This is a genomic window from Clostridium sp. UBA1652, from assembly GCF_002320975.1.
Classification (GTDB): domain Bacteria; phylum Bacillota; class Clostridia; order Clostridiales; family Clostridiaceae; genus Clostridium_T; species Clostridium_T intestinale.
This window is the reverse complement of record NZ_DCLI01000057.1, coordinates 1-21,666: the sequence shown is the minus strand read 5'-3', so window position 1 is coordinate 21,666 and position 21,666 is coordinate 1. Positions and strand designations below refer to the sequence as shown.

General features: G+C 28.7%; 22 protein-coding genes and 1 other annotated feature. Of the genes, 10 read left to right on the top strand and 12 right to left on the bottom strand.

From position 1 onward, the window contains the following. Positions 1–52: 52 nt before the first annotated feature. Positions 53–475, bottom strand: coding sequence for a YaaR family protein (locus tag B3N22_RS12040; protein ID WP_021802332.1), 423 nt, complete (start codon positions 473–475; stop codon positions 53–55). 184 nt (positions 476–659) lie between these two features. Between B3N22_RS12040 and B3N22_RS12035 the strand changes: the two genes are divergently transcribed. Beyond that, on the top strand, positions 660–3,272 hold the full coding sequence (locus B3N22_RS12035) for a cation-translocating P-type ATPase (RefSeq protein WP_286907416.1): 2,613 nt from the start codon (positions 660–662) through the stop codon (positions 3,270–3,272). Between the two features lie 49 nt (positions 3,273–3,321). Here the strand turns inward: B3N22_RS12035 and B3N22_RS12030 are convergent, their stop codons facing one another. The 3 genes from B3N22_RS12030 to B3N22_RS12020 all read right to left on the bottom strand — a co-directional run bounded on the left by B3N22_RS12030 (position 3,322) and on the right by B3N22_RS12020 (position 5,564). Beyond that, on the bottom strand, positions 3,322–4,137 hold the full coding sequence (locus tag B3N22_RS12030) for a ComEC/Rec2 family competence protein (RefSeq protein ID WP_286907414.1): 816 nt from the start codon (positions 4,135–4,137) through the stop codon (positions 3,322–3,324). A gap of 81 nt (positions 4,138–4,218) precedes the next feature. Continuing rightward, the gene (locus B3N22_RS12025) at positions 4,219–5,046 is read right to left on the bottom strand and encodes a CvfB family protein (protein ID WP_286907412.1); all 828 of its coding nucleotides are present in this window, start codon (positions 5,044–5,046) and stop codon (positions 4,219–4,221) included. 20 nt (positions 5,047–5,066) lie between these two features. Next, the gene (locus B3N22_RS12020) at positions 5,067–5,564 is read right to left on the bottom strand and encodes a gamma carbonic anhydrase family protein (RefSeq protein ID WP_021802336.1); all 498 of its coding nucleotides are present in this window, start codon (positions 5,562–5,564) and stop codon (positions 5,067–5,069) included. 80 nt (positions 5,565–5,644) lie between these two features. On the opposite strand from B3N22_RS12020, the gene B3N22_RS12015 reads away from it, so the two are divergent. Further along, positions 5,645–6,673: a CehA/McbA family metallohydrolase gene (locus B3N22_RS12015; protein ID WP_286907409.1), complete on the top strand. Its 1,029-nt coding sequence runs from the start codon at positions 5,645–5,647 to the stop codon at positions 6,671–6,673. A gap of 16 nt (positions 6,674–6,689) precedes the next feature. Here B3N22_RS12015 and B3N22_RS12010 read toward each other — a convergent pair whose 3' ends face one another. Beyond that, positions 6,690–7,040 carry a hypothetical protein gene (locus B3N22_RS12010; protein WP_073015647.1) on the bottom strand — a complete coding sequence of 117 codons (351 nt, stop codon included), beginning with the start codon at positions 7,038–7,040 and terminating at the stop codon, positions 6,690–6,692. Positions 7,041–7,286: 246 nt separating this feature from the next. Between B3N22_RS12010 and B3N22_RS12005 the strand changes: the two genes are divergently transcribed. The 3 genes from B3N22_RS12005 to B3N22_RS11995 all read left to right on the top strand — a co-directional run bounded on the left by B3N22_RS12005 (position 7,287) and on the right by B3N22_RS11995 (position 9,009). Then, entirely contained in the window at positions 7,287–7,748 is a 462-nt protein-coding gene (locus B3N22_RS12005; protein WP_139259285.1) for an Lrp/AsnC ligand binding domain-containing protein, read from the top strand. A gap of 106 nt (positions 7,749–7,854) precedes the next feature. Next, positions 7,855–8,061 (top strand): DUF378 domain-containing protein, encoded by a 207-nt coding sequence (locus tag B3N22_RS12000; protein WP_021802340.1) that lies wholly within the window; start codon positions 7,855–7,857, stop codon positions 8,059–8,061. A 144-nt stretch (positions 8,062–8,205) separates the two neighbouring features. Further along, positions 8,206–9,009 (top strand): putative ABC transporter permease, encoded by an 804-nt coding sequence (locus B3N22_RS11995; protein ID WP_286907405.1) that lies wholly within the window; start codon positions 8,206–8,208, stop codon positions 9,007–9,009. 72 nt (positions 9,010–9,081) lie between these two features. Here the strand turns inward: B3N22_RS11995 and B3N22_RS11990 are convergent, their stop codons facing one another. Next, on the bottom strand, positions 9,082–10,845 hold the full coding sequence (locus B3N22_RS11990) for a phosphoenolpyruvate carboxykinase (ATP) (RefSeq protein ID WP_286907403.1): 1,764 nt from the start codon (positions 10,843–10,845) through the stop codon (positions 9,082–9,084). 161 nt (positions 10,846–11,006) lie between these two features. Further along, the gene (locus B3N22_RS11985; protein WP_073015643.1) at positions 11,007–11,729 is read right to left on the bottom strand and encodes a lysophospholipid acyltransferase family protein; all 723 of its coding nucleotides are present in this window, start codon (positions 11,727–11,729) and stop codon (positions 11,007–11,009) included. A gap of 130 nt (positions 11,730–11,859) precedes the next feature. Between B3N22_RS11985 and B3N22_RS11980 the strand changes: the two genes are divergently transcribed. After that, positions 11,860–12,717, top strand: coding sequence for a ComEC/Rec2 family competence protein (locus B3N22_RS11980; RefSeq protein ID WP_286907400.1), 858 nt, complete (start codon positions 11,860–11,862; stop codon positions 12,715–12,717). A 19-nt stretch (positions 12,718–12,736) separates the two neighbouring features. Here the strand turns inward: B3N22_RS11980 and B3N22_RS11975 are convergent, their stop codons facing one another. After that, entirely contained in the window at positions 12,737–13,495 is a 759-nt protein-coding gene (locus B3N22_RS11975; protein ID WP_286907398.1) for a ribonuclease H-like domain-containing protein, read from the bottom strand. An 18-nt stretch (positions 13,496–13,513) separates the two neighbouring features. Continuing rightward, positions 13,514–14,242 (bottom strand): HAD-IB family hydrolase, encoded by a 729-nt coding sequence (locus B3N22_RS11970; RefSeq protein WP_073015636.1) that lies wholly within the window; start codon positions 14,240–14,242, stop codon positions 13,514–13,516. A 164-nt stretch (positions 14,243–14,406) separates the two neighbouring features. On the opposite strand from B3N22_RS11970, the gene B3N22_RS11965 reads away from it, so the two are divergent. Genes B3N22_RS11965 through B3N22_RS11955 form a run of 3 tightly spaced genes read left to right on the top strand, consistent with a single transcriptional unit; the run spans position 14,407 to position 16,567 of the window. Continuing rightward, entirely contained in the window at positions 14,407–14,625 is a 219-nt protein-coding gene (locus tag B3N22_RS11965) for a FeoA family protein (protein ID WP_073015634.1), read from the top strand. A gap of 14 nt (positions 14,626–14,639) precedes the next feature. Beyond that, complete coding sequence (gene feoB / locus B3N22_RS11960) at positions 14,640–16,418, top strand: ferrous iron transport protein B (RefSeq protein ID WP_286907394.1); 1,779 nt, start codon at positions 14,640–14,642, stop codon at positions 16,416–16,418. Next, on the top strand, positions 16,415–16,567 hold the full coding sequence (locus tag B3N22_RS11955; RefSeq protein WP_349676627.1) for a FeoB-associated Cys-rich membrane protein: 153 nt from the start codon (positions 16,415–16,417) through the stop codon (positions 16,565–16,567). The genes feoB and B3N22_RS11955 overlap by 4 nt, the downstream gene beginning before the upstream one ends. Positions 16,568–16,600: 33 nt before the next feature. Here the strand turns inward: B3N22_RS11955 and B3N22_RS11950 are convergent, their stop codons facing one another. Beyond that, positions 16,601–17,392 (bottom strand): ribonuclease H-like domain-containing protein, encoded by a 792-nt coding sequence (locus tag B3N22_RS11950; protein WP_286907392.1) that lies wholly within the window; start codon positions 17,390–17,392, stop codon positions 16,601–16,603. Between the two features lie 5 nt (positions 17,393–17,397). Further along, positions 17,398–19,089 carry an arginine--tRNA ligase gene (gene argS / locus B3N22_RS11945; protein WP_286907390.1) on the bottom strand — a complete coding sequence of 564 codons (1,692 nt, stop codon included), beginning with the start codon at positions 19,087–19,089 and terminating at the stop codon, positions 17,398–17,400. A gap of 54 nt (positions 19,090–19,143) precedes the next feature. Next, positions 19,144–19,351: a binding site (T-box leader), on the bottom strand. Between the two features lie 142 nt (positions 19,352–19,493). Between argS and B3N22_RS11940 the strand changes: the two genes are divergently transcribed. Next, a complete protein-coding gene (locus tag B3N22_RS11940) occupies positions 19,494–21,008 on the top strand; it encodes a Ppx/GppA phosphatase family protein (RefSeq protein WP_286907388.1) in 1,515 nt (504 codons plus the stop codon). Positions 21,009–21,118: 110 nt separating this feature from the next. Here the strand turns inward: B3N22_RS11940 and B3N22_RS11935 are convergent, their stop codons facing one another. Beyond that, positions 21,119–21,352 carry a DUF3892 domain-containing protein gene (locus B3N22_RS11935; RefSeq protein ID WP_286907386.1) on the bottom strand — a complete coding sequence of 78 codons (234 nt, stop codon included), beginning with the start codon at positions 21,350–21,352 and terminating at the stop codon, positions 21,119–21,121. Between the last annotated feature and the right edge of the window lie 314 nt (positions 21,353–21,666).

Below are 21,666 nucleotides of genomic sequence, written 5' to 3'. Positions count from 1 at the left end.
TAAAGAGACGGACTAATATACTTAGCCGTCTCTTTCAAGTTTAAACAATTTTTTATCTATAAATGTCTACTATTAAACCTTGAATTTCATCTATAGTAGACGCAATATTTAAATTTTCTCTCTCTTCACTTAAAAGCATGTTAGTTAGCTCTTCAAGCTTTCCATCTATGGTATCTACAGTTAAGAAATATTGTGTCTGCCAGAAACTAACATCTTTTTTTAAGTCATACATGTATTTTAAAATAGATTCAAGATAATCTTTAATCATTCTTTTATAAGCAGCTACGTCAGCATAGGTCTTTGTTAAAACTAATCTATTTCCTCTTTTTTTGATATCATCTATCATCCTTTTAAGTTCTTCACCTGATCTTCTATCTCTTGCTTGATTAAAGCTTTGAGAAAAATCTTTTCTAGAACTCGAAATTTTTCTCTCAGTATCTATTCTAGTATTTTTTCCGACTCTTTTAATCTCCACCTACTACTCACCTCTAAAACAATTATAATCTAAAGTTTAATTAATTTAAATATATATATTTAGAATAGCTAAAAGCATTTATTTCATAATATTGAACAATATAACAACGTATTTTTTTAGACTATTATATATATTCTATAAATATATACTATTTTATAAATTAAAGAAAGGTGGTAATTTATATATGTGGTTTTCAAAAACCTCTGAAACAGTTTTAAAAGAGTTAAATTCGAATATTTCCACTGGTTTAAGCGATGAAGAAGCGACAAAAAGATTATCAGAGTATGGACCAAACAGGCTATCAACTAAAAAGAAAAAAACTTTGCTTCAGCTTTTTATTTCTCAACTTGCAGATGTTATGATATATATTTTGTTTGGTGCTGCAATAATTTCAGCCATAGTTGGAGAAATAAGTGATTCTATTATAATTCTTATAGTTATATTTATTAATGCAATTATAGGAGTTGTTCAAGAGTCTAAGGCAGAAAAGGCTTTAGAAGCATTAAAAGAGCTTTCAACACCTAAAGCTATTGTTAAAAGAGGTGGTGAACTAAAAGAAATCCCATCTGAAGAAGTTGTTGTTGGAGATATTGTTGTAATAGATGCTGGTAGATTCATTCCTGCGGATTTAAGACTTATTGAAAGTGCTAATTTAAAGATTGATGAAGCTGCTTTTACTGGAGAATCTGTTCCCGCAGATAAAGATGCCATGATAACTATTGAAAAAGATAATGTTACTATTGGTGATCAACACAACATGGCTTTTATGTCCACTCTTGCAACCTATGGAAGAGGAATTGGAGTTGTTGTTGGAACTTCTATGGACACTCAAATAGGTAAAATTGCTAAAATGATAGATGAGGCTGAAGAAGACTCCACACCTCTTCAAAAAAGACTTGCTCAATTAGGTAAAACTTTAGGTTTTGCTGCAATTTTTATATGTGGTTTAATTTTTGTTATAGCTTTATTCCAAGGCAGAGATATGCTTGAAATGTTTTTAACTGCAATAAGCCTTGCTGTTGCCGCTATACCAGAAGGTCTTCCAGCTATTGTTGCTATAGTATTAGCAATGGGCGTACAGAGAATGATTAAAGAAAATGCTATTATTAGAAAGTTACCTGCTGTTGAAACTCTAGGTTCAGTAAATATAATATGTTCAGATAAAACTGGTACCTTAACTCAAAACAAAATGACAGTAACTAAGTTTTATGCAGATAACTCTTTATTAAATATTGATAATATAGAATTAGAAAAACCTTCAAATAAGCTTTTAATCCATGGAATGATTTTATGTAATGATGCTACATATACAGAAAAATCTAAAACAGGTGATCCTACAGAAATAGCTTTATTAGAAGCTGGTGTTAAATATAACTTATTTAAAGAAAGCTTAAATGAACAATTTCAAAGGATTGATGAAATTCCCTTTGACTCTGACAGAAAGCTTATGACAACAGTTAATAAACATGAAGGTGGCTTAAAAGTATTTACCAAAGGTGCTATAGATAGCATATTAAAAATATCAAATAAGGCTTTACTTGGAGAAGAGATAGTTGATTTAAATGATGAAGTTAGAAAATCCATTTTAAAGGCAGCAGATGAAATGTCAGATGAAGCTTTAAGAGTACTCGCTTGTGCTTATAAGGAAATTGATTCTTCTAATGTATCTATAGATTCGTTAGAAACAAATCTTATATATGTTGGTATGATGGGAATGATTGACCCTCCTAGGCTTGAGGTTAGAGATTCTATTAAACTATGTAAAAGTGCAGGCATCACTCCTATTATGATTACAGGTGATTATAGAAACACAGCCTTTGCAATAGCCAAAGAACTTGGAATAGCTGAAAATATAGATGAGACTATTTCAGGAGATGAAATTGATAAGTTTACAGAAGAAACTTTCAATGAAAATATAAAAGATTATAAAGTATTTGCAAGAGTTTCACCAGAACATAAAGTTAAGATAGTTAAAGCATTTAAATCTCATGGAAATATAGTTTCTATGACTGGTGATGGTGTTAATGATGCTCCATCACTAAAAACAGCTGATATAGGTGTTGCTATGGGAATAACAGGCACAGATGTAGCTAAAGGAGCCGCAGACATGATTCTTACAGATGATAACTTTACCACAATTGTTTCAGCTGTTGAAGAAGGTAGAAATATATATAACAATATAAGAAAATCTATTATTTTTCTTTTAAGCTGTAATTTTGGTGAAATTGTAACCTTATTTGTTGCTATACTCCTTAATTGGGACACACCACTTCTGCCCATACACATATTATGGGTTAATCTTATAACTGATAGTTTTCCTGCCCTTTCTTTAGGTGTTGATCCTGGAGATAAAGGTGTTATGAATGATCCACCTAGAGATCCTAAAGAAAGCTTATTTTCAGGCAGGTTTGGAGTTCTTTTAGCTATTAATGGTGCAATTATGGGCGCACTTACTCTTGTTGCATTTAGAGTTGGAGAACATTTATATCCCGATTCATTAATGCATGCTCAAACTATGGCCTTTGTTGTTCTTGCAGTTTCACAATTATTTTATTCTCTAAGTGTTAGAAACCCTAAAAAAACTTTATTTGAAATAGGGCCACTTACAAACAAGTATCTTTTAGGTGCTATATGTTTAGGTATATTACTACAATTAGCAATAATTTCTATACCTCCTATTGCTGAAATATTTAAAGTGTTTACCTTAACATCAAGAGACTGGGGATTTGTTATATTATTATCCTTAATTCCTTTTATATTGAATGAATTAATAAAAATTCTTTTTAGAAAAAGATAAAAATAAGCTGTGCACCTTGTTAATTATTGTGCACAGCTTATTTTTTCTATTATTTTTGAGTAAATACTATGTTTCCATTTATATCTGTTCTTAATATTTTAGTTTCTAGGGTTTTTAATCTATCAATTACAGCTTTGTCAGGGCTTTCTTTTCCATCACAATTTATAACTGTATATTTAGGATTCACCTTCTTTAAAAACTCTTCTGAAGAAGAAGTATCTAGTCCATGATGCCCAAGTTTAAGAACATCTATATTTTCTATTTCCTTCATGTCTAATAACTCTTTTTCTTCATCAAACTCACAATCAGCCATAAACAAATAACTATTTTTATTTATATCTCCTCTTATAACTAAAGAATCATTGTTTTCTAAAGACTTATGAGGTTTTGATGGTAATAATACCTTTAAGCTTAAACCATCTTTTTTATAGGTCCATCCTTTTTCTATAATTCCAAAAGAAGTATTAGTATCTATTAAAGATTTAATTGCCTTAACTCTCTCCTCTTCAACTACGTAAAACTTAGGAACATATACAATATCGGTTTTAATATTTTTAGTTATATCATAAAGTCCCCCATAATGATCTCCATGGTAATGAGTTAATATAATAAAATCAAGCTTTTCAACTCCTTGATCTTTTAAATATTTAATCACCTTACTACTTTCAGTTTTATCTCCACTATCTATAAGATAATTCTCATCTCCATTTTTTATTAAGGCACAGTCACTTTGCCCTACATCTATAAAATGTACTTCAGGTTTCTTTTCCGTTGCACTTACTTTAAGATTTATAAAAGAAAATCTGCATGTTAAAAATATTAATAACCATATTATGAAAATTAAAGATATATGTTTTTTCTTCATTTAAGAGCCTCCCTTCTTCAATTAGTATTTGTATTTTTCTCTTATAAATGCAAAAAAGCTCAGTTAAACTGAGCTTTAATTTTACTTTAGGTAAGTACCATCTTCTTTTTGTTCTATTACGCCTTCCTTCATAAGACCACCTAAAGACATTTTAAAATAATTTTTACTAGCATTAAATATTCTTCTTATGTCCTCAGGAGATGATTTATCATTAAAAGGCATAAATCCATTATTATCATTTAAGTACTTTAATATCTTTTCTGTAAGAACTTCTCTTTCATCTAGTTTTTTCTTCCTAGGAGTAAGTCCTAAAGTTCCATCTTCATATATTCTTCTAATCCTAACACTTACTTCTGATCCTATGGCTATATACTCAAAATACTCATTTTTAAGAATTAAACCTTTGTATTTGCTTTCAACGGCAACCTTAAGTGTTCCATTTTCATTAATTCCATATACTATGCCTTTAACTTCTTGATCTAAAGCATATCCTTCTGCTATATCTAAATAGTCTTCTATATCGGTAGTAGCCGCTAATCTTCCTGTTTTATCAATATACATATATAATAAATATTTATCATTAACATTTAATTTATATAGTTGTTCTTTTAAAGGGATTAATACATCTTTACCAATTCCTATATCTGCAAAGGAACCTATATTAGATTCATCTACAACCTTAAGATAAGCTAAATTAAATACAGTTGCTAAAGGCTTTTTTAATGTTCCTATTATTCTATCTTCTGAATCTCTATATATAAAAACTTCTATCTTTTCCTCAAGTTCTAATGTTCTACCTGTCAAACTTCCCTTTGGAATTAATATTTCTTGTTCACCATCTGTAACAAAAACTCCAAAATCTCTTACTTTAACAACTTCAAGTTCATTATATTCACCTAGTTTAATCATTTTTCCTCCAAAACGTTCGTTTACTTATATTTTTTTGATAGCTTAATGTACTCTATGCTATGCTCTTTAAGTCCATTTCTTTCTTCTTGATTTAGTATTCTTACAACCTTAGCCGGAATACCAACACATAAAACACCTTCTGGTATGTTAGCATTTTCTTTCACTAAAGCGCCTGCTCCTATAATAGTATTTTTACCAATTTTAGCTCCGCTTAAAACAGTTGCTCCCATTCCAATTAGAACCTCATCCTCTATATCGCATCCATGTAATATAGCGCCATGACCCACTGTAACAAAGTTACCTATAGTCACCTTATGTTCATCCACATGAATAATTGAATTATCCTGAACATTACTACCTTCACCAATTTTTATACTATTTTCATCTCCTCTTATAACAGCACCAAACCATATAGAAGAGTCTTTACCTATCTCAACATCTCCTACTATTGTGGAATTCTCAGCAATAAAGGTCCCCTCATGAATCATTGGCTTTTTATCTAAAAACTCTTTAATCATAATTTCCTCCTTTTAGCATAAAATTACTATCCATCATATTATTATATAATATATAAATACTTTTTGAAAGAAGGACTCCAATGGGTAGTAAAGAAAATATTTTTAGCTATAACGCTAATGCTTTGATAGATTCTAAATTAAAATTTTACTACGGTATTCCCCATTGCCATACTGAGATTTCAACAGGAAGGGGAAGTCCTCTTGAAGCACTTGAGTATGCAGCCAAAAAATCTATAGACTTTATTATACTAACAGACCATAACTCATCTCTTAAGGAACCTCTAAAAAAAGAAAATTCAAAAAAAACTAAGTGGAACTATTTAAGAGAATCTTTAACTAAATATAATAAAAAGAATAAATATCCTTTAGCAATATTGGGTTTTGAAACCAGGAGCAATCCTTGGGGTGATCTTAACATTGTTAATGTATCTAATTATTTTACAGGAGTTATTAATGACATGAGAAGTGTTTTTTTATGGATGCTAAATCAACCTGATGGTTTAATATTTATAAATCACCCTCACAGCCCCATAAGCAAACTAAACTATCATCCTATATTAAATCACTTCATTACCTCTATAGAAGTGGCTAATGGCTCTCCTCCTCATAAATATATACGCCACTTTAAATATTATTATAAGCTCTTAGATGACGGCTGGAGACTAGGTGCTATAAATGGTCAAGATAATCATAGAATGAATTTTGGTGACTCAGAAAACCTTACATGTGTTGTATGTAATGATTTCAGTAAAAAAACAATTATGGATGCCTTTAGAAATAGACGAACCTATTCTACTGAATCTAAAACTTTAAAAACTTATTTTTCTATAAATAATCACTTTATGGGGGAAATTATATCATTAGACAAGATAAAAGAATTAGAATTTTTTATTTACGCTTATGATACTAAATATACCGTAAATAAAATTGAAATACTTTCAAATGGTGGCAGTGTAGTAAAGACCCTTGATAAAATTAATTTGAATAAAGTCAAATACCTAATAAAGATCCCCTTTGATGAGTCGCTAAGATGGTATGTAATTAAAATTTATCAAGATGGTGGGAAAATAGCTATGACCTCTCCTATATTTATAGAGGACAAAAAATAAAAGCTCAATTGAGCTTTTATTTTTTGTCTTCTTTATCTTTATAAAATTGTTTAGCTCTATTTGGTTTTGCCTTAGATCTTATCTCTATTTGTTTTCCTTTAGGTTTACCGCTTGGGCCTATTCCTTGATGAACATCTAAAAACCACATAAAGAATATTAATACAAATACAGTTAAAGCCAATCCAGCGTATCCATTAATTCTTTGAACAAAAAATTGAATTATAAATAATACAATTGCAATTGCTAAAGGAATCCACTTATTTATTTTCACCTTACTAAAAACAAATTTTCTTAATAAAGTAAATACTCCAAATATCACAACACCTAATACTAGAAATTGTAGTATAAAAATCAAAATGCCAGCCATTTCCTCACTCCTCCCTAAAATTTTATCTACATAATTATATTAGTTTATATTTAAATCATTTTCAATACTTGTATTTAATATTGTTATATTAATACAAGTATTTATTCAAATATAGGTAATTAATTAATAATATAATAAAATTTTTTTAAATTTTTTTTTATTTTTATATTATTTTGTGGAAATTTTAATTAGAATTTGATAAAATTAAAAAGTAAAATATCAAACTTAAGAGGTGATAACATGTCTATGAATCAATTATCAAACTTAGATGATTTAGACTTACAAATATTAGACATATTAATTAAAGATTGTAGAACTCCTTATTTAGAGATAGCAAGAATTTGTCATGTTTCTGGTGGAACTATCCACGTTAGAATGAAAAAAATGGAAGACTTAGGTATAATCAGAGGAACAAGAATAGTTTTAAATTTACCTAAACTAAGCTATGATGTTTGTTGTTTTGTTGGTATATATGTAGATAAAACTTCATCTTTCAATTATGTTTTTGATGAGTTATCAAAAATAAAGGAAATTGTGGAGCTACATTTAACTACAGGAGATTATTCTATACTTGCAAAAGTAATCTGCAAAAACATATCAGATCTACAAGATTTACTTATGAATAAAATTAACACAGTAACTGGTATTCAAAGAACTGATACTATAATATCACTTTCTCAACCAGTTGACAGAAATATTCAATTGTAATTTTAAGTCACCCTAATGGGTGACTTATTTTTATTTCATAAATACATATATATTTTTTTTGTGGTTAAAATAATAGTTGTAAATAATTAAAAAGGAGTGTGTATTTATGAAGACATTAGATACTCTAGCACTTATCTTAGTTATTATAGGTGCTGTAAACTGGGGACTAATAGGTTTCTTCAATTTTGACCTAGTAGCATCACTATTTGGCAATATGTCTGCAGTTTCAAGAGTGATATATGCTATAGTTGGAATTTGTGGATTATATGCTATATCATTTTTCGCTAAAGACAGAACTAATTCAATCGATTAATTTATAAATAACTCTCTTTCTTAGGAAAGAGAGTTATTTATGTTAAAAAAAACATTAATTTTGATGAAATTTATATATTTACTTTTAAATTGTTCATATCTATGTAATTATTGTATAATATACTATAGTTAATGTTCGAAAGGAGTGATTTATATCTTATCAGCTATATCTAATACTAATATCTATGAATTATTTCTTTATTTCTTTATTTACTCCTTATTAGGTTGGTTAACAGAGGTATGTTATGCATATAAAGTTAGAGGATTTTTTGTTAATAGAGGGTTTTTATATGGGCCCTTTTGTCCAATATATGGTACAGGAATTGTATTAGCTATAATATCTTTAGAGCGTTTTAATGATAACATTATTCTATTATATATTTTTGCAACTATTTTAGTTTCTTTAGTAGAATATATTACAGGCTTTATACTTGAAACATTCTTTAATTCAAGATGGTGGGACTATAGCGACAATGCTTTTAATATTAAAGGAAGAATATGTTTAAGTTTTTCTCTACTATGGGGAGTGGCTGTTGTATTTATAATAAAAGTAATTCACCCATTAATAGCATCTTTAGTTAACTTAGTTCCGGATGTTGTATTAACCCCTATATCCTATTTAATTCTTATATATTTTTTAACTGATGTATTTTTCACTTTATCATCTTTAATTAGGCTAAATAGCCTATTTAATAGTTTAAATAATATATCAGCTGAAATTAAAGATAGATATGAATATTTGTTTAGTACAACTAAAGAAATAGCCATGGATGCGGCTCAAAATATCGAACAAAATCTTAAGGATCTAAAAAGTAAATATGAAAATTCACTTAACAATATTAACCTAAATCACAGAAGATTAATAAATGCCTTTCCAAATATAAAATCTAAAAAGTTCGATTCTATATTAACTGAAATAAAGAATAAAATAAATTCATTAAAAAATTAAAGCTATCACATTTCGTGATAGCTTTTAGCTTTACTCTCTAGTAACTTTAATTAAGACTTTCCATAAAATCTTCTATAATTCAGAGGTGTTTAACTCATTTGAAATTATTTTAAACAGTTCTAAAGCAGCTTTTCTTGGGCCTTCTTTCTCTAAGCCTTGTATTGCTAAACATGTTTTCATTTGCCCAACCTTAGCTTCTGCTTTATATAAGTTATTAAAATATTTATCTAATAAAATATCACACTCTTTTTGCTTTTGAGCTGGTCCAAATGGATTTGCAAAATACGATTCTACTAATCCTTTTTCTGTAGTAGTTCCTTTAGCCATTCTAGCTCCAGCTTTAAATACCTTTATTGCCTCCTTAGGTGAGCTGAAGTATTGAATAGAATTTTCACCCTCTTCAACATTATCATAGTTATTTGCATACAAAAATAAGTCTACCTTATAGCCCTTCATTATCTCTTTATAAGAGGCTACAGGCATAACTAATCTAGCATTAATCTTATCTGGGTTCATAAATATACTTCTATCCATTTCCTTAAAGGCATACCCCTGATCTAAGTCATCTAATCTTACAAAAGCACCTATCTCAGTTCCATACCCATAAATCTTGCCATCTTTTTCTTTAATAGTCCCCATATCATCAAATACTATAGTCATATCGGAAATATGTTCTTCACTTAAGGTTCTAAATGCCTCTAAGCTTTCTGATTTTCCTGCACCTGAATCCCCCATAATTATAACGTTTGCTTCTTTTCCATTCTTTAATACTATATTAACCATAGCTCCATGTATAGGTAAAAAACCTCTCTTTATCATTATAAGATTATGAAGAGTAAGGCTCATCTTTTTCATATAACCAAAGTAGTCTATATCTTCTGAATGGCTTACATATCCAAGCATGATATCATTCTTTTCATCATCATAAAATACTGTTTTAATTTCTTCACCAGATTCTCTAGCACCAAAAACATATATTATGTCTGGTTTTTTACCTCTATAATCTTCTTCTCTAGCAAGTTCAAACAAATTGCATAAGGTTATACCATGTTCCATAAAATCTCTATGAAAATACAAAAATGCCATTAACTCGCCAATTTTAGCAGGATAACAAAACCAATGATCTTTATTTATTGTTCCATTTTCTAATGGATTATATTTTACTTCACTAAACATACCATCTCTTGTATTCTTTTTGGGATATGTTATAAATGGTGTAGATAATAAAATTGTATCTATAAATGGTATCTTTTCTAATGCCCTATACTCTTCTGGCACGTCCCAATTAATGCTAGTAAGCATTAAACTTGCATTAGCACCAGCACTTAGTTGTCTAAATACATTAGGATTAAATCCAATTATGTTTTTTTCTATTTTTCTATAAAGTCTCAATATCAATTTTGTAAATTGAGAATTAATTTCCGTAAAACTAACTGCTGCTAAACCAGTTTTAACTCTATTTGCATAAATTATAGTATATCTTTCTAACCTTCGCCAAAAAAGATATAGGTTTTCAATAAAATTAACGAATTCATCCTTATTTATTAAAAGTTCCTTATAGTTATCTTTTATCTTTACAATTTCTTCTAAACTCATTACTGTTAGTACTTTAAATATATTAGTTACTTCCATTCTTATAAAGTCTAAATCCTCTGATTTTAAACCTTCTACTAAAAACCTGTAACTATGAGAATATTTTTTCTTAGACTTTAATAAAAATGTTTCTAATACTCTTTTAAAACCGTCACTTTCTAAAAGAGTTTCATAGTTGTCGCAATACTTAGCTGTGAAATTAATAGTTGCTTTGTCATTACTTAAGGAAAACTCTTTGCGCATAACAATCCCCCATTCTGAATTATTCTCAACATAAATATTTCATTTTTTATTTCAATATTGGATTACCATAAAATTATAACATAAAAATTGCAATTTTTGTTAAATGTTTTTTCAATTTTCTTACAAGTAACAAAATTCTAACAAAAAAAGAGTAGACCAATCTACTCTTTTTGTAATTTCTCTAAATTTTTCATTATAACATCTTGAACCTTAGTATGCAGTTCTCTTTCTTCTTCCCTACTTATATTATCCGTATATATAGGCTTATCAAAAATAATTGTTACTTCTGCACTTTGAATTTTTTTGTTTAATTCATAAGCTTTATAGGTACCATTTATAGTAACTGGAACTATAGGTGCTTTAGCTTTTGTTGCTAGCTTTAAACTTCCCTTCTTTAAAGGTTTCATAATTCCATCTTTTGCTCTAGTCCCTTCAGGAAATATTCCCATAGAGTCTCCCTTTAATAAGTTTTCAGACCCTATTTGTATTACCTTAATAGCTTCTCTAACATTTTCCCTATCAATAGGTACACAATGAGCAACCTTTAACCAATAACCAATTACAGGTACTTTAAGTAGTTCCTTTTTAGCTATAAATCCCATAACTCTATGAGCTCCGTAAAAAAGCACTGGAATATCTAAAATACTCTGATGGTTTGATATAAAAACGCAGGCTTCCTTAGGTATGTTTTCTCTTCCAACTACATTTACTTTAAGTCCTATTATTTTAATAGTAAAATTAGCCCAGTTAAAAACAACTCTATCTCTATATGCTTCTGCTTTTTCCTTAGTTGAAAATTTCTTTAAAATTTTATATATACTTCCCTTAATTCTTAGGCCAATCATATAAATCCCATAAGAAATTAACATAAAAATTAACTTCATTTATAACACCACCTCAAAATCATCTTCTTAATTATACTTACCCACTATAGAAAGTTCAAGTATTAATAACTTTTCTTAATTAGCATAAAGTGGTACACTGTAGGGAGTAATTTATTAAAAGGAGTAACTTATGAAAAAAATATCTATTAATATATTAATGGCTTTTTTAATACTACTATCTTCCTTTCTATTTTCTTGTGACTTAGCCTCTATTGATAAATCTGATTCAGAAATATCAAATATGGTTAAGGTGCATTTTATAGATGTAGATCAAGGAGATGCAATACTTATACAATATAAAGATAAAAACATGCTTATTGACTCATCTACACAAAAAGCTGAAGACAAATTTTTAGATTACTTAAAAAAATTAAATATAAAAAAATTTGATGCTGTAATAGCAACTCATCCAGATGAAGACCATATTGGAAATATGGATGAAGTTATAAAAAAATACTCAATCACTAATTTTTATGCTCCAAAAGCTACCTCTACAACTAAAGCTTTTGAAAGCATGATTAGAGAACTAAAAAATAAAGACTTAAAAATCAAACCTTTAAAAGCTGGATCAACTATAGATTTTGATTCTGATGTCCAGTTAGAGGTTTTTGCACCAAATAGTGATAGCTATGAAGATGCTAATAACTATTCACCTATAATTAAATTAACCTATGGTAATAATTCTATGTTGTTTACTGGAGATGCAGAAAAACTGTCTGAAAAAGAAACATTAAAAAAAGGATACAATTTAGAATCCGATGTTCTAAAGGTTGGTCATCATGGAAGCTCCACATCTACTTCTAAGGATTTCCTAAAGGCAGTTAATCCAAGTATAGCAATTATATCTTGTGGTAAAAACAACAAGTATGGTCATCCCCATAAAGAAACTATAAAAGCTTTAGAAGATAATAAGGTTAAATATTATAGAACTGACTTAGATGGTACAATAGTTCTTGTTTCAGATGGAACTAACATAAAAAAACAGTAAATAATAAAAGAGAGTTGCACTAAATTGTACAGCTCTCTTTTATTTCCTCCTGAAATTCTTCCTCTATTTTCTCAATCTCTTCTACATCTTCTATATCTTCTACTTCTTCGATTTCCTCTTCTTCTTTTTCTACTATCATATATTGTTTCCAATCTTTATATATATGAAATAGATTAACTACATCCGCCTCATTATAAACTAATATCTTTTCTATCTTTTCCTTAGGCATTCTAAATATGTAGTCTTTATCCTTTAGGACTTTGTGAAAAGTTTTAGCTAGATTTGCTCCAGAGATAAGGTCTCCATTTTCTCTTTCAATATTGAATAATTTCTCTAAATTTTTTAATCCAATACTTTCTTTTTTCACTTTTTCATATTCTTTTTGTAGATCAACAGATTTAAAGTGTTCTTCAAAAGAAAAATCCACTTTGTATTTATTGAATAAGTAATTAATTACTGTAAAGTCATTATTACCTGAAAAAGTAACTATAGAGCTCTTGCCTTCATTTTCACAAATATCCTCTAGGTATCTTTTAGCCAAAATTAAAATATCCTTGACTTCTTCTCTATTTTCAATCATATATTGAGTGACTTTTATTTCTGAATTTACAGGAGAGAAATAACAAGCGCCAAATACGCCAACACATTTAGGTTTCTTATAAACATAATGCTCTAAATCAAAAAACACAGCATCTTCAAAGGATAAGTCGTCTTGAGCCTCCAACATATTTTCTTTAGTAGGCTCATCAATCCTTATAGTATTTTCCCTTATTATCACTAGCGCTCACTCTTTCTTTTACACATATTGAATGTTGTCTATATCTAAATTATACGTAACGTCTTTCCTTTCAACAACAACCTTTATCTTTTCTCTAATGCTATCCTCCTCTCTAACTTTATCTAATAGCTCTTTAGTTGGATTAATGCAATAAGGATGTTTAACTGCCTTAAACATTGTAAAATCACCTGATGTATCTCCATAAGCATAACTTTGATCAAGATCTATATCATATTTTTCTACAATTTCATCTACAGCCTTCTGCTTACTTACAGAATCCCACATAGGAACTACTTCACCTGTATATTTTTCCTTTTCATCTAAGAGATATATAGAGCCTTTAAAGTCATCAAAACCATATTTCATTGCCATTTCTCTTACAAGCTCAACAGGTGAACCTGATACGGTAACTAAAACATGCCCTTGTTCCTTATGCCATTTAATTCTCTCTCTAGAAAAAGTATAAACCCTATCTCCTTTTTGCTCAATAACTCTTTTAGCAATAAATTCAATATTGTGTCTATTTATACCTTTTATTGCTTCCATATATATATCTATCATCTTTAGAAGATAAGAGTCATAGTCTCCTTCTCTTCTATCCCAGCTAAGGAATTTAGGCCTAACTTCTTTGTACCATCTCTCTGATTCTATTATTTCATATTTTATCATTTTTTTAAATACTTCTGTTATTAAACCTTCTCTATATAATGTTCCATCTATATCAAAAAATGCTGCGATTTTTTTCATAGCCTACCTCCTTAGTTTTTTAATCTTTATTTTATCACTATTTAAAGTATCATTTCAATATAAAAATCTATATAATCCTATTTTAAGCTTGTTATTTTCTTGACTATATATACTTATAGTGGTATCATACTCACGATATTGATTTTCAGTGTGAGGTGTTAATAGTGTGCATTTGCGATTTAAAGCCTGGTGATACAGGTATAATTACAAAAATCAATTGTGATGATAAGCTGACTAAGAGACTTTTAGCTCTTGGTTGTATAGAAGGAACTAAAATAACATTAAAAAACATAGCACCTTTAGGAGACCCTCTTATCGTGAATTTAAGAGGTACTGATTTTGCCCTTAGAAAAAAAGATGCTAAAAATATTTTTGTAAGATAAGAGGAGGGAATTTAATGACAACTGTTGCTTTGCTAGGAAATCCTAATGTAGGTAAAACCACTCTTTTTAACGAACTTACTGGTTCCAATCAATACGTAGGTAATTGGGCTGGGGTTACTGTTGAAAAGAAAGAAGGCTACTTAAAGGATGTTAAAATAGTTGATCTACCTGGTATTTATGCCATGGACACATTTTCAAATGAAGAAAAGGTCTCTAAAAAATTCTTAGAAGATGGACATGTTGATGTTATTTTAAATATAGTTGATGCATCAAATTTAGTTAGAAATCTATACCTGACTACTCAGCTTAAAGCTTTTAATATTCCCATAGTTCTATTATTAAATATGATGGATATAGTTGAAAAAAAATCAATAAAAATTGATATTCCTTTAATAGAAAAAGAGTTAGGTGTAAAAATAATACCTTTAAGTGCTAGTAAAGGAATTGGAATAGATGAAATTAAAACTTTAATTGCAAACCATGATTTTCCTAAATCATATTCCAAAAAAACTTTTAGCTTTTATAATGAAAAAGAAGCTTATGCTTTTTTGGATAAACTTGTGGACAAGTCATTTATAAAAAGTGAAACTTCAAAAAACTCAAGTAATGATTTTATAGATAAAATATTATTAAATCCTATTTTAGCTTATCCTATTTTTATACTTATTATGATGTTTATATTTAAGTTTACATTTTCTTGGGTTGGAATTCCTTTATCAGATTGGCTTGATGAACAAGTACTTAATGGGTTTATACTTCCCTCTGTTGAGACACTTCTATCTACATCAACAGATTGGTTTAGAAGTCTTATAATAGATGGAATAATTGCTGGGGTAGGTGGAATAGTTGTATTATTACCTGTAATTTTAGCTTTGTTTTTCTGTATCTCTATATTAGAAGACTCTGGTTACATGGCAAGAGTTGCTTTTATAATGGATAAGTTAATGAGAAAGATGGGTTTATCAGGTAAAGCATTCATTCCTATGATGGTAGGCTTTGGATGTACAGTTCCAGCTATTATGTCTGCTAGAACTTTAGAAAGTGAAAAGGACAGAAAATTAACAGCTTTATTAGTTCCTTTTATGAGTTGTAATGCTAGGCTACCGGTATATTTAGTATTTGCAAGCATATTTTTTAAAGGTAGAGAAGCTTTAATTGTAGGATCATTATATTTTCTTGGTATATTAGTTGCATTTTTATTGGGTATATTCTTCAAAAACTCTATATTCAAAAAAGATGAGGAACCATTTATAATTGAACTTCCTGAATATAAATTGCCAGAACCTAAAAATGTATTCAAACATACTTGGGATAAAGGAAAAGGATTCTTAAAAAAAGCTGGTACAATTATATTTGCTATGAGTGTCATCATATGGTTTTTATCTAATTTTAATTTTTCTGGACTAGTAACAGATATAAATTCAAGTTTCCTAGCTTATATAGGTAATTTTATTGCACCTATATTCTCTCCCTTAGGTTTTGGAAACTGGCAGGCTGCTGTATCACTCCTAACAGGTATACTTGCAAAAGAAACTGTTATATCAACAATGGGAATAATATATGGGGGTAATCTTGATTTAATTTTACCTAATCACTTTAATTTTTTATCTGCTTTATCATTTATGGTATTTGTACTTCTTTATGTACCTTGTGTTTCTACCATAGGTGCATTAAAAAAGGAATACGGTACTAAATTCACTCTATTATCAGTCATAAATCAGCTATTTATTGCATGGATAGTTTCATATTTTATTTATAGCTGCGGAATATTAATAAGGTGGTTTTTATTATGATAGAAATACTTATAACAATTGTCTTAGTTATTCTTTCTGGATATATAATTTATAGAAATATCAAAAAATCCTCTAAAGGTGAATGCAATTGTAGTGATTGCGATACTCACTGCTCAAAGTACGAGGATAAAATAAAGATAAAAAAATAAAACTCTTTTTTTAGGAGTTTTATTTTTTTATCATCAATAACTATTGTTAATGATATCCTCTATTTCTTTTTTACTTATATCTTTGTTATATAATTTAAATAGTATTCTTCCACCAGCTTTTTTAGATATATTACTGCTTATAGATTCTTCCAAGAATATATTATTATTTAAACATAATCTTAATATTTCTTTTCTTTTAATCTCATCTATTACATCTTCTCTTATTATATTTTTCACCTTAACTTCGTTGATTAAACTGAATATATGAGGAAGAGATCTAACATCATTAAAATTGTAGTTTATAATCTTATTCAAAAACTTTTCATTTGATGTTTCTAAATATCTTTTATATAAGTGCATACACTCTACTGCTGTAGTTTCTTCGTCTCTATCTATGTTTAATGTTTTTTCAATATCTTTTAATGATAAGGACTCTATATTTAATCCATTTTTATATGGTCTTATTTCCCTATATAAATCACGATGAGATATATTTTTAGGAAAATCTATTCCATATATTAAAGCTCTTTTTCTTAAAAACGGTTCATCAAAGGCCTTTCCATTATAACTGCATAACCCTTTATTTTCTATAATACTTATAAACTTTTCAATTAATGCTTTTTCATCTTTAATATTATTGCAAACGAATGTTTTCCCTACTAAGTAACCTTTAACAATGGTACAAAAAGAAAGGGCAAAAACCCAATCTTTTTTTACATTAAACCCTGTGGCTTCAATATCAAAAAATACTAAATTATCAAGAGCATAATTTTTAACTATATTTTCATCTAAATCACAAAGGAATTTAGAATCCTTTATTATCATTTTTTTTACATCTTTTCTACTACTTCAATACCAAGAAGATTTAATGCATTTTTAATAACTTGGCATGTAGCTTTTACTAAATTTATTCTAGCATTTTTTAATTTTTCGTCTTCTAGGTTTGCTACAGTATGGGCATTATAGAATTTGTTAAAAGCTTTTGCAACATCTACAACATATCTTGTTACTATAGAAGGTTCTAATTTATCAAGGGCATTTAATATATTTTTATTAAATACTTCTAAAGTTTTAATTAATTCAAATTCTTCTTTTGAATCTAAACTAGAATAACTAGCTTCTCCACTAGTTTCTCCAACTTTTCTTAATATACTGTTAGCTCTTGCATAAGAATATTGAACATATGGTCCGGTTTCTCCTTCAAAAGATAACATCTCTTTCCAGTCAAATAATATATCTTTTTCTCTTGAGTTTTTAAGATAAGTAAATACTATTGATCCTATACCTATCTTTTTAGCAACTTCTTCTTTATTTTCTAATGTTGGATTTTTTTCATTTATTACTTCTAATGCTCTGTCTTTTGCTTCTTTTAAAAGGTCTTCTAATAATACTACTTCACCTTTTCTTGTAGAAAGCTTTCTATCTGCAAATTTAACTAATCCAAAACCTACGTGAACACAATCTTTAGCCCATTCATGTCCTGCAAGTTCTAAAACCTTAAATACTTGCTTAAAGTGTAGAGCTTGAGGTGTACCTACAACATATATGCTTTTAGCAAAATCATACGTTTTTTTTCTATACATAGCAGCTGCTAAATCTCTTGTAGCATATATAGTAGCTCCATCTGATTTTAATATTATACATGGAGGCATGTTGTAATCTTCGAGCATAACAACCTTAGCTCCATTACTTTCTGTTAATAGTCTTTTCTCTTCAAGTTCTTTTATAACTACATCCATTTTATCATTATAGAAGCCTTCTCCTGCAAGAGAATCAAATTTAACTCCTAATTCATCATAGACCTTATTAAATTCTTTTAAAGAAAGTTTAGTGAATCTTTCCCAAAGCTCAGTAGCTTCTTTATCACCATCTTCAAGCTTCTTAAACCACATTCTTCCTTCATCATCTAAGCTAGGATCTTTTTCAGCCTCGTCATGGAATTTTACATATATTCTTAATAATTCATTTATAGGTTCTCTTTCTAAAGCTTCCTCATCAATCCATCTCTTATATGCAGAGATAAGCTTACCAAACTGTGTTCCCCAATCTCCTAAGTGGTTTATTCCCACTGCTTTGTAACCTTGATAATTAAACATCTTATATAAAGAGTTTCCTATAACTGTAGTAAATAAGTGCCCTACATGGAAAGGTTTTGCTATATTGGGTGATGAAAATTCAACACACACAGGTTTCCCTTCACCTAATTCCGAAGCTCCATAACTATCTCCTAAGGTTAAGATGTTTTCTATTGTGTTTTTATTAAACATTCCTTTATCTACAAAGAAGTTTAAATATGGTCCTAAGTTTTCAACTCTCTCAAAACCTTCACTATTGAATTTTTCTTTAAGTTCTGTAGCTATAGCGTTAGGTGCTTTTCTTAAAACCTTTGCTAGCTGAAAACATGGAAAAGCATAATCTCCCATTTCACCTCTTGGTGGAATTTCGATAGCCTTTTCTATCTCTTCCTTATCTAAATCTATCAATGAACTAATTCTTTCAGCTATTAGACTTTTGTAATTCATTTAGTTTCCTCCTCTATTTATATTTATATAAAATAAAAAACGCCTCTTTAATAATAAAGAGACGAAATATCCGCGGTACCACTCTTGTTGCATAAATGCCACTCAATTCTTTAACGCTGAAATGCGATTTATTTTACTTACCCTAAGCTTTCAAATAATGTCTCAAAGGCTCTCTTCATTTAATCTCACTCCTACAGGCTCTCACCAAACTCCTGCTCGCTTTAGGTTTTAATTAAACTACTCTTCTTATCATAGACTCTACTCTTTATTTAGTTACGATAATTATTATACATTTTAAGTCTTTTGATTGTCAATATTAATATAATGTACATTATTACTTTAATGCATTTATTAAAATATTTTGATATAATAATTTAGAATAATTTTAAAATTAGAGGTGTACTATGAAACGTGTTGGTGTAATTGATATTTGCTCAAATTATATTAGGGTTATACTATCAGAAATTGAGGATAGTGGTTATTTTAGAGTAATAGACGAATTAAGTGAACCTGTTAAGTTAGCACTTGATCTTATAGATAATAATTTTATAACAGAGGAAAAAATAAATATAACTATTAATACCTTGCGTGCTTTTAAGTCATTATGTGTTACATCTGGCGCTACTAAAATAATTGTAGTTGCCACAGAAGCTTTAAGAGATGCAGATAATGGAGAGTATATAATAGAAAAGATCTCAAGTGAACTAAATCTTGATGTGAAAATTCTTACATTAAAGGATGAAATTTATTATAATTACGTGGGAGTAAAAAACTCTATTTATACAAATAATTCTTTACTTATAGATATTAGTGGTACATGTACACATTTAGCATGGATAAAAAATGGACAAATTATAGAATCCACAACCTTACCCATAGGTAGTTTAAATATATCTTATGGCTTTAATTTAAGAGATCGAATTATACATAGTGATTTTGAAAATGCTAAGAGTTCTATCATGGATTGCATAACCTCTATACCGTGGCTTAAAAAAGGTAATTTTGATAACATAATCGGCGTTGGTGGAGCCTTTAGAAATGTTGGGAAAATTGATCGTATTAGAAAGAGATATCCATTACTAATAACCCATAATTACGAGCTTACAAATACAGATTTATGTGAAATTTTAAATTTACTTAAAAGTAAAGATTTAAATCAAAGAATTAAAGTTGATGGAGTATCTAAAGATAGAGTTGATATAATAGTTGGAACTACTTTAATCATGAAAGTTCTTACTTATTTTTTAGATATTACTCAATTAAAAATCTGTGGCAGAGGAATGCGTGAAGGATTACTTTTTGATTATATAATTAAAAATTTAGGGCCAATAGATGATATAGTTGATTATTCAATACGAGGTATAATGGAAAGCTTAAATGTTAATAAAGACCATGCTGAACATGTTTATACAATCTTAAAAACTCTTTATGAACAATTACGACCATTACATCATCTTGGAACTGAGTATAACAACGTAATTAAAACTGCCTCGCTACTACACGACAGCGGAATTAGTATCAAATACTATAATCATCATATTCATTCTTTTTATGTCATACTTAATGCCTATATGAATGGGTTAACTCATAAAGAATTATTACTTAGTGCATGCACTGCTGCTTTTCATAGAAATAATTCCTATACAGTTCCTTTAGCTCAATATAGTTCCATAATAAATAGATTAGATGTAGATATCGTTGAGAAAATAGGAATATTATTAAGAATTTCTGAGAGTTTAGATAGAAGCCTTGAAGGTGCTGTTAAATACTTAGATATAAAAATTACTGACGAAGTTGTAAATATTAATGTTTATTCCTCAATCCCTCTAGAGCTTGAGATACGTGATGCTTTAAGAGCAAGATGCAAATTCAAAGAAATATATCACAGAGAACTAGAAATTCAAAACATTGTTGTTTAACTTACTTTAATCGTAAAACTACTTGCTAAACAAACAAAAGAACTTTTGCACTTTGTACAAGAGTTCTTTTTTCTTCCATATAGTTAAAAATAACAAATAATTTCCTAAACCTATTTAAACTTAGATAGTTCACTTAAATTATTACTTTCATCATCATCTGGTCTGCTTCTTAAATATTCTTCACCATTTTTTGATTCTAGAACCTGTACCCCATCTATCTTCCCATCTCTAGCTAATCCTACAGCCTCTTCTTTTGTTATTATTTTCCCACTAGAAAGCTCGTAAGCCTCTATTTCTCCACTACTGCGACTTTTAATTGCTGTAATTCTTTCCTTTTCCATCATAAACACTTCCTTTACATTATTACATTATTCTTATCTTTTCTTAATCAGAAAAAATTATACACCTTATTGCTGTAGCAACCCGACATAGGAGCGGTTGCATTAAATTCATCCCCCTTATTACTGTAGGAGATTCCGCAGGAATGCTCCATTAAATTCATTTCACATTAATACTGTAGAGGCTTCTTCTCAAGCCTCATTAAATTCATTTTGATTGATAATTATGTTTAATAAAAAGTTAAACACCTTGTTGCTGTAGAAGCGTTCCACAGCTTCATTAGAGTCATTTTACTTAAATATTATGTTTAATAAAAAGT

Coding starts and splice junctions, on each gene's coding strand:
- B3N22_RS11970 (WP_073015636.1), bottom strand. CDS start 14,242: ATGAAAAAAATCGCAGCATTTTTTGATATAGATGGAACATTATATAGA.
- B3N22_RS11935 (WP_286907386.1), bottom strand. CDS start 21,352: ATGATGGAAAAGGAAAGAATTACAGCAATTAAAAGTCGCAGTAGTGGA.
- B3N22_RS12010 (WP_073015647.1), bottom strand. CDS start 7,040: ATGGCTGGCATTTTGATTTTTATACTACAATTTCTAGTATTAGGTGTT.
- B3N22_RS12035 (WP_286907416.1), top strand. CDS start 660: ATGTGGTTTTCAAAAACCTCTGAAACAGTTTTAAAAGAGTTAAATTCG.
- B3N22_RS12015 (WP_286907409.1), top strand. CDS start 5,645: ATGGGTAGTAAAGAAAATATTTTTAGCTATAACGCTAATGCTTTGATA.
- feoB (WP_286907394.1), top strand. CDS start 14,640: ATGACAACTGTTGCTTTGCTAGGAAATCCTAATGTAGGTAAAACCACT.
- B3N22_RS11985 (WP_073015643.1), bottom strand. CDS start 11,729: ATGAAGTTAATTTTTATGTTAATTTCTTATGGGATTTATATGATTGGC.
- B3N22_RS12020 (WP_021802336.1), bottom strand. CDS start 5,564: ATGATTAAAGAGTTTTTAGATAAAAAGCCAATGATTCATGAGGGGACC.
- argS (WP_286907390.1), bottom strand. CDS start 19,089: ATGAATTACAAAAGTCTAATAGCTGAAAGAATTAGTTCATTGATAGAT.
- B3N22_RS12000 (WP_021802340.1), top strand. CDS start 7,855: ATGAAGACATTAGATACTCTAGCACTTATCTTAGTTATTATAGGTGCT.
- B3N22_RS11940 (WP_286907388.1), top strand. CDS start 19,494: ATGAAACGTGTTGGTGTAATTGATATTTGCTCAAATTATATTAGGGTT.
- B3N22_RS12030 (WP_286907414.1), bottom strand. CDS start 4,137: ATGAAGAAAAAACATATATCTTTAATTTTCATAATATGGTTATTAATA.
- B3N22_RS12025 (WP_286907412.1), bottom strand. CDS start 5,046: ATGATTAAACTAGGTGAATATAATGAACTTGAAGTTGTTAAAGTAAGA.
- B3N22_RS11955 (WP_349676627.1), top strand. CDS start 16,415: ATGATAGAAATACTTATAACAATTGTCTTAGTTATTCTTTCTGGATAT.
- B3N22_RS12005 (WP_139259285.1), top strand. CDS start 7,287: ATGAATCAATTATCAAACTTAGATGATTTAGACTTACAAATATTAGAC.
- B3N22_RS11980 (WP_286907400.1), top strand. CDS start 11,860: ATGAAAAAAATATCTATTAATATATTAATGGCTTTTTTAATACTACTA.
- B3N22_RS11950 (WP_286907392.1), bottom strand. CDS start 17,392: ATGATAATAAAGGATTCTAAATTCCTTTGTGATTTAGATGAAAATATA.
- B3N22_RS11990 (WP_286907403.1), bottom strand. CDS start 10,845: ATGCGCAAAGAGTTTTCCTTAAGTAATGACAAAGCAACTATTAATTTC.